Below are 10,705 nucleotides of genomic sequence, written 5' to 3' on the forward strand. Positions count from 1 at the left end.
AATGGCGTTAGGGTGCGGTACTTGAAATGCCGGGACGAGTGAGTTCCAGGCCGTTCGAGAAGCCCAGGGAAGCAGGCCGCCAGTGATGACCAGCCCGGTACGTGCCCCGCATGCCGCGAGCCCGGACGGGCGCTGGCTGCGCCGGCCCCGCCCGGTGCCCGCGCCGAGGATCCGGCTGGTGTGCCTGCCCCACGCGGGCGGTACCGCCGGCGCGTTCTACGGCTGGGCCGACGCCCTGCCGGACGACGTGGAACTCGTCGCGGTCCAGTACCCGGGGCGGCAGGACCGCTTCGGGGAGGAGTGCGTCAGCGCCATGGGGCCGCTCGCCGACCGTGTGGCGCGCGAGCTCCTGCCGCTGTTCGACCGGCCGGTCGCGCTGCTCGGCCACAGCATGGGCGCGGCCCTCGCGTACGAGGTCACCCTGCGTCTGGAGGCGCTCTACCGGGCCCGTCCGCGCCACCTGTTCGTCTCGGGACACGGCGCGCCGCTCAGCCCGCGGGGCGGCCGCGCACTCCACCTGCAGGACGACGACGCCATGGTCGAGGGGCTGCTCGCGCTCGGCGGCATGGACCCGGCGGTGGTCGCCGAGCCGGAGCTGCTGGCCCTGCTGCTGCCGTCGTTCCGCGGCGACCTGACGCTGATCGAGACCTACCGGCCCACCGCGGCGCGGCCGGTGACCGTGCCGGTGACGGCGTACGTGGGGGACGCCGACCCGGGCGTGCCCGTCGCGCACGCCGCCGCCTGGTCGGACGCGACGTCCGGGGAGTTCTCCCTGCGGGTCTTCCCCGGAGATCATTTCTCCCTCGTACTGGGGGGCGAGATCGTCACGGACGTCTCCCGTCTTCTCGCCGATCCCCGCTGATTACCCTCGGCGACCCTCGGCGCCTGCTATTCCCGTCTTTCCCCGACTTCCACGCGCACCCGGTCCCGGGCCGTCACGGAATTCTCCTCCGGTGTCGTCCCGGCGCGGCCCGCGCGAAGTCACCCCGACCTGATGTATTTCCTGTTCCAAGGAGCCTTTCGACATGCTGCCCGACGACGACGTGGCCACGAAGGTCCGCGCGCTCATGGTCGACGCCCTCGATCTCCGCCTCGACCCCCAGGACATCGGCCCCCAGGTGTCGCTCTACTCGCCGATGATCCAGCTCGACTCGCTCAACCTGCTCCAGCTCCTGCTCGCCGTGGAGAACGAGTTCGGCGGCCACATCGAGGACGAGGACGTCATGGAGGCCGACCTGGAGACCGTCGGCGACCTGGTCGCGCTCGTCCGCCGGCACGTCGCCGGCCTGCGGACGGAGACCCCGGCATGAAAGCCGTGCGCAACCAGTACCTGCTCGACGAGGACGACGTCCCGACCCACTGGTACAACATCCTCGCCGACCTCGACGTGTCGGCCTCCGACGTCCGCCGGGCCCGGCCCGCCGCGGGACCGGACGCCGACGTGCAGACCGCCGACCGCGGCTCCACCGGCGCCAACATCCCGCTGTCCATGTACCGCGGCAGCGTCGGCACCGAGCGCCACGTGAAGATCCCGGACCCGGTGCGCGCGCAGTACCAGCGCTGGCGCCCCACCCCGCTGATCCGCGCCCACCGCCTGGAGCAGGCGCTCGACACCCCCGCGCACATCTACTACAAGTACGAGGGCGCCAACGCCTCCGGCAGCCACAAGCTGAACTCCGCCCTCGCGCAGGCCCACTACTACAAGAAGGCCGGCGTCCAGGAGATCACCACCGGCACGGGCGCCGGCCAGTGGGGCACCGCGCTGTCCATGGCCTGCCACGCCCTCGACCTCGCCTGCACCGTCTTCATGGTCAACTGCAGCTACCGGCAGAAGCCCTACCGCAGGGTCCTGATGGAGCTCAACGGCGCCCGCGTCATCCCGAGCCCGAGCGGCACCACCGAGGCGGGCCGCGCTCTGCTGGCCGCCTCGCCCGACGGCGACGGCAGCGTCGCCATCGCGAACGCCGAGGCCCTCGAACACGCCCGGAGCGTCACCCGCGGCGCCTTCTCCGTCGGCAGCGGCGAGAACCACGTCCTGCTGCACCAGACGGTCATCGGCGAAGAGGCCCTGCTCCAGATGGAGATGGCCGGCGAGTTCCCCGACGTCGTCATCGGCGCCATGGGCGCCGGCAGCAACTTCGCCGGTCTCGCCTTCCCGTTCCACCGCGAGAAGCTCCGCACCGGCGCCGGGACCCGGCTGGTCGCCGTGGAGCCCGAGGCGTGCCCCAAGATGACCCGGGGCCGCTACGCCTGGGACTACAACGACTTCTCCGGCACCACCCCCATGACGAAGATGTACACCCTCGGCCACACCTTCGTCGCGCCCGGCGTCCACGCCGGCGGACTGCGCTACCACGGCGCCGCCCCGCTGGTGAGCGCCCTCTACGACCGCGGCCTCATGGAGGCCGTGGCCTACGGGCAGAAGGAGGTGTTCGAGGCCGGGGCGTTCTTCGCCCGCACGGAGAACCTCATCCCCGCCCCCGAGTCCGCGCACGCCGTCAAGTGCGCCGTCGACGAGGCCGTACGGGCCCGCGAGGAGAACCGGCCGCGCGTCATCCTCTTCAACGTCAGCGGCCACGGGCTGCTCGACCTCTCCGCGTACGACCAGTACCTGGCGGGCACCCTGGAGGACCACGTGGTCTCCGACGGCCACATCGCGGCCTCGCTGGCCGGGCTGCCCACCCTCGACGCGGTCGGCGGCCACCCGTGAACCTCAGCCCCACCGAGGAACAGAACGCCCTCGCCGACCGGTTCCGCCTGCTCGGCCGGGACCTCGGCGCCGACCTCCCCGCCCGGGAACGCACCGGGACGCTCCAGCCCGGCGACTGGCAGCGCTGCGCCGACGCCGGAGTCCTCGGCCTCCCCGTGCCCCGCGCGTACGGCGGCCTCGGCCTGGACCCGCTGACCTGCGCCCTCGCCCTGGAGGGCCTGGGCGAGGGCTGCCGGGACAACGGCCTCATGATCGCGCTCGGCGCGCACATCTGGGCCGCGGAGATCCCGTTGCTGCTCTTCGGGAGCGAGGAGCAGAAGACGCGCTACCTCCCCGGGCTCTGCGACGGCCGGCTGATCGGCGCACACGCCATCACCGAGGCCGGCTCCGGCTCCGACGCCCTCTCCCTGACGGCCACGGCCCGCCGCGACGGCGACCACTACGTCCTCGACGGAGCCAAGCGCTTCGTCACCAACGCGCCCCTCGCCGACGTCTTCCTCGTGTACGCCACGGTCAACCCGGCCCTCGGATTCACCGGGGTCACCGCCTTCCTCGTCGACCGCGACCAGCCGGGGCTCACCGTCGAGACCCGCTACGAGAAGGCCGGCCTGCGCACCGCCCCCTGGGGCGAGATCACCCTCGAAGGCTGCCGGATCCCGCTCTCGGCCCGGCTCGGCGCGGAGAAGCAGGGCTCCCGCGTCCTCTCCGCGACCATGGCCTGGGAACGCTCGCTGATCCTCGCCCCGCTGCTCGGCACCATGGGGCGCCAGATCGACGAGTGCGTGCGGTACGCGCGCACCCGCGAGCAGTTCGGCCGGAACATCGGCAAGTTCCAGTCCGTCTCCCACCGCGTCGTCGAGATGCGGATCCGGCTGGACGAGGCCCGCCTGCTCACCCACCGGGCCGCCTGGGACCTCGGACGGGACGTCCCCTCGCACTACCCCGAGGCCGCCCAGCTCCGCACCAGCGAGTCCGCCGTCGAGACCTTCCTCGACGCCCTGCAGGTGTACGGCGGACTCGGCTACACCACCGACACCGACGTCGAACGGAATCTGCGCGACGCGCTCGGCACCCGGATCTCCTCCGGCACCTCCGACATGCAGCGGCTGGTCATCGCCGAGAAGCTCGGCCTGACCACCCGCGCCCGCGCCGCGTCCCCCCGCCCCGCAGGAGCCCTCCATGCGCACGCTGAATGAGCTGCTGACCCGCGCCGCGGCCGCCCGGCCCACCGCCGAGGCCGTCCGCCACCGGGGCCGCTCCACCGACTACGCCGCCCTGGACCGGGCCGCCACCGCGCTCGCCGCGACGCTGCGCGAGCAGGGAGTCCGCCCCGGAGACCGGGTGGGCCTGTGGTTCGGCAAGTCGACCGAGACCCTCGTGACCCTCCACGCCATCCTCAAGTGCGGGGCCGCGTACGTCCCGGTCGACCCGGCCACGCCCGTGGGCCGCGCCGCGTACATCCTCGGCGACTGCGCCGTCCGCTGCCTGGTCACCGACGCGCCCCGGCTCGCCCTGCTCCACGAGCACGGGCTCCCCGCCGCGCTGCGCACGGCCGTCCTCGTCGGCGACGAGCCGGCACAGGCCGACGATCCCGCGCGGGCGGAGCGGACGGCGTTCCGCACGATGAACTGGGCCCGGGCCGTGGACCGGGCGGTGCCGGAAGGGTTCACGCCCGCGGACGTCGGCCCCGACGACCTCGCCTACATCCTCTACACCTCCGGATCCACCGGCACGCCCAAGGGCGTCATGCTGTCCCATCGCAACGCGACGGCGTTCGTCGACTGGACGGTGGCCGAGTTCGGTCTGACCGCGGAGGACCGGCTGTCCTCCCACGCCCCCGTCCACTTCGACCTGTCCGTCTTCGACGTCTTCGCCGCCGCGAGCGCCGGCGCCTGCCTCGTCCTCGTGCCCGAGCACCAGCGGGCCCTCGGCCCGGCCCTCAACCGGCTGGTCGCCGAGGAGGGCATCACCGTCTGGTACTCGGTGCCCGGCGCCCTCATCCGGATGCTCGACGCCAGGAACCACGCCCTGCTGGGGACGTCGCGGCTGCGGACCGTGCTCTTCGCGGGCGAGCCGTTCGCCCTGAAGCACCTGCGGCGGCTGCGCGCGGCGCTGCCGGAAGCGTCCCTGCACAACCTCTACGGCCCGACCGAGACCAACGTCTGCACCCACCACCGCGTCACCGACGACGACCTCGCGCCCCGACGCACCGCGCCCCCGCCCATCGGCCGCCCCTGCCCCTACGCCGACACCCGGCTGCTCGGCCCGGACGGGCGCGCCGTCCCCGACGTCCCCGGCGCCGAGGGCGAACTCTGCGTCACCGGCGACTCGGTGATGCTCGGCTACTGGGGCCGCACCCCGCTCGCCGAGGCCGGGGGAGCGGCCAGGACCCACCGGACGGGCGACCTCGTCAGGTCCCTGGAGGGCGGCGGCTACCTCTACCTCGGCCGCCGCGACCACATGATCAAGATCAGGGGTCACCGGGTCGAACCGGAGGAGATCGAGGCCGTGCTGATGCGGCGGCCCGACGTCCACGAGGCCGTCTGCGTCGCCGTCCCGGACGCCGACGGCAACCAGGAACTCCGGGCCCACGTGGTGCCCGCCGACGGCGCGGTGCCCGAGGCCGCGGAACTGCGCGCCCACTGCGCCGCGACCCTCCCGCGCTACATGGTCCCCGCCGCCTTCCACCTCGCCGGCTCCTTCCCCCGGACCTCGACCGGCAAGGTCGACCGCCGGGCGCTGGCCGCCCCCGCCCTCCGGGAGTCCGCGTGACCGCCCGCGTGCTCACCCTGCGCCGGCCCAGCCGGCTCCTCGGCCGCGACAAGGGCGTCAACGTCGTCCTGCCCGGCGACTACAGCGAGGACGGACCGCCCCACCCCGTCCTGTACCTCCTGCACGGCTACGGCGGCAGCAAGGAGACCTGGCTGGTCAACACCCGCCTCGTCGACCTGGTCGGCGACAGCCGGACCATCGTCGTCCTGCCGCAGAGCGGTCGCCGCTGGTTCGTCAACGACCACGCCGGACTGCGCTACGAGGACCACCTCGTCCACGAACTGGTCCCGGACATCGACGCGGGGTTCCACACCCGCGCCCACCGCTCGGGACGGGCCGTCGGCGGCTTCTCCATGGGCGGGGCCGCCGCGCTCTTCCTCGGGCTGCGGCACCCCGACACCTTCGGGGCCGTCGCCTCGCACGCCGGGGCCTTCGAGGCGCCGCTGCGGACCGGGGACCCGTACGCCGCCTTCCGCTCGGACCCCGCCTTCGCCATGCCGACCGTGGAGAGCCACGAGCGGGTCTGGGGCCCGCCCGGCAGCGAGACCCGGCGGCGGTACGACCCGTACCGCCTCATCGGGCAGGACAGCGGCACCCCGCCGCCCGCCCTGTACCTGGACATCGGCACCGAGGACCACGACCGGATGCGGGCCATGAACCGCCGGGTCCGCGACGCGCTGCGCGAACGCGGCCACGAGGTCACGTACCACGAGCGGCCCGGCGGCCACGACTGGCGGTTCGTCGACGGAGCCCTGCCGGCCTCGCTGGAGTTCGTCGCCCGCCACACGGAGGAGCGGACCCGTGAACGCATCTGAACCCTCCCTCCTGGTCACCCGCCCGCTCCCGGGCGTCGTCACGGCCTCCCTGAACCGGCCCGCCCGCAGGAACGCCCTCAACGAGGACCTGTTCGCCCGCCTCACGGAGCTCTGCGCCGCCCTGCGCGCCGACCCCTCCGTCCGGGTCCTCGTCCTGACCGGCGCGGGGGACACCTTCTGCGCCGGGTACGACATCGACGAGGTCGGCCGGATCGCCTCGCTGCCCCCGCTCACCCTGCTCGACCTGCTGCACCGGCAGGCCGAGGCGATCACCGGGCTCACCGGGCTGCCGCAGACCGTGATCGCCGCCGTCGACGGCTCCGCCGTCGGCGCCGGGCTGTCCCTGGCGCTCGCCGCCGACATCCGGCTCGCCGCGCCCGGCGCCCGCTTCCGGGCCTCCTTCGTGAAGATGGGGCTCTCCGGCGGCGACATGGGCGCCTCGTGGCTGCTGCCCCGGCTCACCGGCCTCGGCTTCGCCTCCGACATGATGCTCACCGGCCGGTTCGTGGCCGCCGACGAGGCCCTCGCCCGCGGTCTGGTGAGCCGGGTGACCGCCCCCGGCGAACTCGCCGCCGAGGCACTCGGCCTCGCCGCCGAGATCGCCGCGCACAGTCCGGTCTCGCTGGCCCTCACCAAGCAGGTCCTCCAGGCCAACACCGACGCTCCCTCCCTGGCGGCCGCCCTCGCACGGGAGGCCCCCGTCCAGGTCGTCGCCGCCCACTCGCCGGACGTCCACGAGGCGGTCGCCGCCTTCCGTGACCGCCGCGCCCCCGACTTCGGGGCGGCCCGGCCGACGAGCCCCCCTCCCGCCGGGGACGCCGTCCCTTCGACGACCCCCTCCTGAAAGGAACCCCGCGTGACCACCGAGAACGCCTGGCAGCCCCGGATCCTGCGCCCCGCCGACGTGGGCGCCGACGCCACCCCGCAGGGGCTGGAGGAGTACCTGCGGGCCACCGACGTCGGCCGGCTCCTGGCCGAGGAACGCGCCGTCTACTTCCGCGGCTTCGGCATCACCGCCGACACCTACGACGGCGCCGCCGACCGGCTGCTGGCCAACCGGCTCGCGTACGTCCACGGCAACTCGCCCCGCACCAAGGTCGGCCGCAACCTCTACACCTCCACCGAGTACCCGGCCGAGTTCGAGATCTCCATGCACAACGAGATGTCGTACGCGCACACCTGGCCCTCGCGGATCCTGTTCTACTGCGACGTGGCGGCCGCCACCGGCGGTGCGACCCCGCTCGTCGACGGCCGCCTGTGGCTGGAGTCCATCGACCCCGAGGTCCGGGCGGCCTTCGCCCCCGGCGTCCGCTACACCCAGAACCTCCATGACGGCATGGGCTTCGGCAAGAGCTGGCAGGCCACCTTCGAGACCGAGGACAGGGCCGAGGTCGAGGCGTTCCTCGACGGGGCGGAGGCCGAGTGGAGCTGGCAGCCCGACGGCACCCTCCGGGTCACCCAGCTCCGCCGCGCGACCCTGGAGCACCCGGTCACCGGCACGGAGGTCTGGTTCAACCAGGCCGACCAGTGGCACATCGCCGGACTCGGCGACGACGCCGCCGCGCTCGCCGAACTCATCCCCGAGGACGAGCTCCCGCAGAACGCGTTCTTCGCCGACGGCAGCCCCATCCCGGCCGACCACATCACCCACGTCCAGGAGATCGGCATGAAGACCGCCGTGGACGTCGCCTGGGAGGTCGGCGACCTGCTGCTCGTCGACAACGTCGCGGTCGCGCACGGCCGCCGCGCCTTCACCGGGCAGCGCCGCATCCTGGTCGCCATGGCCTGATCCGCGACCGCACCCGCGGAACGCCTCGAAGGGCCGGCCCGCTCGGGCCGGCCCTTCGAGGCGTCCACCGTGGGGGAGGGGCCGTCAGGACGCCCACCGGTCGAGGGAGGCCAGGAACGCCGGCACGTCGTGCGCGATCCGGCCGGTCGCCGCGAACCGCCGCGACGGCAGCCCCTCGACGACCCGGCGCAGCGTCTCCTCCGTCTCCCGGACGACCGGGGAGAAGTCGAGCCGCAGCAGCTTCGCCACCGCGCCCAGGGTGCTGCGCGGCCCCGCGCCCAGGACCTGCCCGGCGCGCCCCCCGGCGGACGCCGGCGCCTCGCCGTCCCGGTCCACGAAGACCACCAGGTCCACCGGCAGCGGCCGCGCCGGCAGGGGCCCGGCCCCGGGGCGCACCGGAAACAGGTACTCCCGCCCCCGGTGGTCCGCGGGCAGCTCCGAGGCGTGCCCCTCGACCGGCGTCCCGGTGACCCGCTCGATGAGGGCCCGGTCGTCCGGGTGCGCCCGGCACTCCCACGCGCCGCTCAGGAACAGCGGGACGACGGCCCGGTCCGCCGTCACGAACACCAGGTCCTCCGCGACGACCCGCCAGCCGTGGGCGAAGGCCGCGAGCCCGAGGGTGGACTTGCCCGACCCGGACGCCCCGGCGAGCAGCACGGTGAACCCGTCGTCCCGGGTGACGGCCACACCGTGGATCAGCGCCATTCCGCCGCTCAGCATCAGCGGGGCGATCAACGCCGTCCGCGCCAGCTTGCGCCGGAACGCCTCGTGGCTCGCGGACACCTCCACGAGCGTGCCCGGCGCACGGCCGGCGACGGGCGGGGCGCCGGCGGCCGTCCCGCGGGCGGGGTCGGGCGAGGCCGTCAGCAGACCGGCCGTGCCCGAGGACTCCCGGGCCGGCCAGTGGATCCACCGCTCGTCCCCGCTCTCGCCGTACGCGGCCCAGGGCCCTCCCCGCGCGGGCGGCGGCTCCCCGGGCGGCGGGCGGTACGCGTCCACCGCCCTCACCCGCAGCCGGACCGCCCCGGAGCCGGGGACCGGTCCGGCGCCGCGGGCCAGCGCCCCGGCGAAGACGTCGAGCCCCTCGACGGGATCGACCGTGTCCCAGAACGATCCCGGCGTGCCCGGCGGCACGGCGAAATCCCAGTCCGCGACGACCCGTTCGGAGGCGAGCCGCCCGGAGACGGCGGGACGCCGACGACCGGACGCGGCCACGTCTCCGGACGCGGCCACGTCTCCGGACGCGCCGCCTCCGGACACGCGGTCGGCGGACGCGCCCTGGCCGGCCCGGACCGGAGCGGCCGGGGCCGGCACGCTCAGGTCACTTGTCACGGTAGGCGGCCTGCCTCGCCATGGTGTGGAGCGCGGCGGCCCAGTCCGGTTCCAGCGTTCCGCGCACCGCGGCCCGCGCGGTCTCGATGCGCTCCCCGATCACCGCCTCCACCCGGTCGCGCACCCCCGTCCGGACGAGCACCTCGTGCAGCCGCTCGGGGGCGACGCCGGCGAGGTCGTCGCCGACCAGCTCCCGCACCTCCTCCTCGTGGCGCAGCGCGATCGACATCAGCAGCGTCATCTTGTGCTGCTTGAAGTCGAGCTGGGCGGGCTTGCCGGTCACGTCGGAGCTGCCGAACGCGTCGAGCAGGTCGTCCCGGAGCTGGAACGCCTCACCGAGCGCGAGACCGTACCGCTCGAACGCGGGCTGCAGCTCCGACGCGCCGGCGAGCTGCGCCCCCATGGCCAGCGGACGGTAGACGGTGTAGCGCCCGGACTTGAACAGCGCGATCCAGCTGGAGAGTTCCGGGTCCGGCACGAAACGGGCCGCGGCCCGCACGTCCAGGAACTGGCCGATCATCAGCTCCGTGCACAGCTCGCCCCAGATCCTGCGGGCGTGCGGCGGGCAGTCGGCGAGCAGCCGCTCCGCGTACACCAGCGCGAGGTCGCCGGCGAGGACGGCGACGCTCTCGCCGTACCGGCGCGGCTCGCCGCGCCAGTCCCGCTCGGTGTGCAGCGTCGAGTGCACGATGTGCGCGGTCGGCTCGTTGCGGCGGAGCCCCGAGTCGTCCATGACGTCGTCGTGGAGCAGGGCGAAGGTGTGCAGCAGCTCCAGGGCGGCGGCCACGTCGACGACGACCTGCTCCTCCGGGTCGCCGCCGCCTGCGAGATAGCCCGCGACGCAGAACGCCGGACGCAGACGCTTGCCGCCGCTGCCGACCATGCGGGTCACGCAGTCGATCAGCTCGGCCGAGTCCGCGTTGAGCGCCGCCCAGGAACGGCGCTCCTCGGCGAGGAATTCATGAATACGTCGCTCCACCCGCGCCAGGACGCGGTCGCGTGTTTCACGGGCGGCGACACCGGTGAATTCCGGACTCACCGGAAAGGCAATGGACATACGGATCTCCTGATGGCGGATAGACCTCAACAGGCTCTTTCTCGCACACCCGAGCGCCCCCGAAAAGAGGCAGCTTGGCGTATAGGCGCTGTCCAGAGGGGTCGGCGGTGCGCGCACTACCGTTCAGCGCAGTGTGCAGACCACGTCTGCGAGAAACCACTGACCTGATTGTTCTTGCGGTGTGCCAGGACTCGCCTGTCGCGCACCTGATAGGTGGATGGCGAGGAATC

Annotated in this window: 10 protein-coding genes; 8 read left to right on the forward strand and 2 right to left on the reverse strand. The window is 73.9% G+C overall.

Annotated features, from left to right (window positions below; translation table 11 throughout):
• Window positions 1–85 precede the first annotated feature (85 nt).
• The 8 genes from ACY0MR_RS32455 to ACY0MR_RS32490 all read left to right on the forward strand — a co-directional run bounded on the left by ACY0MR_RS32455 (window position 86) and on the right by ACY0MR_RS32490 (window position 8,086).
• Window positions 86–862, forward strand: a complete 777-nt coding sequence (locus tag ACY0MR_RS32455) for a thioesterase II family protein (protein WP_403310619.1) — start codon at window positions 86–88, stop codon at window positions 860–862.
• Between the two features lie 163 nt (window positions 863–1,025).
• Window positions 1,026–1,310 (forward strand): phosphopantetheine-binding protein, encoded by a 285-nt coding sequence (locus tag ACY0MR_RS32460; protein WP_388796919.1) that lies wholly within the window; start codon window positions 1,026–1,028, stop codon window positions 1,308–1,310.
• On the forward strand, window positions 1,307–2,710 hold the full coding sequence (locus tag ACY0MR_RS32465; protein WP_473556949.1) for a TrpB-like pyridoxal phosphate-dependent enzyme: 1,404 nt from the start codon (window positions 1,307–1,309) through the stop codon (window positions 2,708–2,710). Before ACY0MR_RS32460 ends, ACY0MR_RS32465 begins: the two co-directional genes overlap by 4 nt.
• Window positions 2,707–3,906 carry an acyl-CoA dehydrogenase family protein gene (locus tag ACY0MR_RS32470; protein WP_388796924.1) on the forward strand — a complete coding sequence of 400 codons (1,200 nt, stop codon included), beginning with the start codon at window positions 2,707–2,709 and terminating at the stop codon, window positions 3,904–3,906. The genes ACY0MR_RS32465 and ACY0MR_RS32470 overlap by 4 nt, the downstream gene beginning before the upstream one ends.
• Window positions 3,890–5,482 (forward strand): amino acid adenylation domain-containing protein, encoded by a 1,593-nt coding sequence (locus ACY0MR_RS32475; RefSeq protein ID WP_473556952.1) that lies wholly within the window; start codon window positions 3,890–3,892, stop codon window positions 5,480–5,482. Before ACY0MR_RS32470 ends, ACY0MR_RS32475 begins: the two co-directional genes overlap by 17 nt.
• A complete protein-coding gene (locus ACY0MR_RS32480; RefSeq protein ID WP_388796930.1) occupies window positions 5,479–6,297 on the forward strand; it encodes an alpha/beta hydrolase in 819 nt (272 codons plus the stop codon). The genes ACY0MR_RS32475 and ACY0MR_RS32480 overlap by 4 nt, the downstream gene beginning before the upstream one ends.
• On the forward strand, window positions 6,284–7,141 hold the full coding sequence (locus tag ACY0MR_RS32485; protein WP_473556954.1) for an enoyl-CoA hydratase/isomerase family protein: 858 nt from the start codon (window positions 6,284–6,286) through the stop codon (window positions 7,139–7,141). The genes ACY0MR_RS32480 and ACY0MR_RS32485 overlap by 14 nt, the downstream gene beginning before the upstream one ends.
• 12 nt (window positions 7,142–7,153) lie before the next feature.
• Window positions 7,154–8,086 (forward strand): TauD/TfdA family dioxygenase, encoded by a 933-nt coding sequence (locus ACY0MR_RS32490; protein WP_404083424.1) that lies wholly within the window; start codon window positions 7,154–7,156, stop codon window positions 8,084–8,086.
• 84 nt (window positions 8,087–8,170) lie between these two features.
• Here the strand turns inward: ACY0MR_RS32490 and ACY0MR_RS32495 are convergent, their stop codons facing one another.
• On the reverse strand, window positions 8,171–9,418 hold the full coding sequence (locus ACY0MR_RS32495) for a hypothetical protein (protein WP_473556957.1): 1,248 nt from the start codon (window positions 9,416–9,418) through the stop codon (window positions 8,171–8,173).
• On the reverse strand, window positions 9,408–10,475 hold the full coding sequence (locus ACY0MR_RS32500; RefSeq protein ID WP_392043537.1) for a polyprenyl synthetase family protein: 1,068 nt from the start codon (window positions 10,473–10,475) through the stop codon (window positions 9,408–9,410). The genes ACY0MR_RS32495 and ACY0MR_RS32500 overlap by 11 nt, the downstream gene beginning before the upstream one ends.
• Between the last annotated feature and the right edge of the window lie 230 nt (window positions 10,476–10,705).

This window comes from Streptomyces sp. JN8 (assembly GCF_055808075.1).

Bases quoted from the DNA above. Each gene is read 5' to 3' on its own strand.
- ACY0MR_RS32500 (WP_392043537.1), bottom strand. From the start codon at position 10,475: ATGTCCATTGCCTTTCCGGTGAGTCCGGAATTCACCGGTGTCGCCGCC.
- ACY0MR_RS32455 (WP_403310619.1), top strand. From the start codon at position 86: ATGACCAGCCCGGTACGTGCCCCGCATGCCGCGAGCCCGGACGGGCGC.
- ACY0MR_RS32465 (WP_473556949.1), top strand. From the start codon at position 1,307: ATGAAAGCCGTGCGCAACCAGTACCTGCTCGACGAGGACGACGTCCCG.
- ACY0MR_RS32460 (WP_388796919.1), top strand. From the start codon at position 1,026: ATGCTGCCCGACGACGACGTGGCCACGAAGGTCCGCGCGCTCATGGTC.
- ACY0MR_RS32475 (WP_473556952.1), top strand. From the start codon at position 3,890: ATGCGCACGCTGAATGAGCTGCTGACCCGCGCCGCGGCCGCCCGGCCC.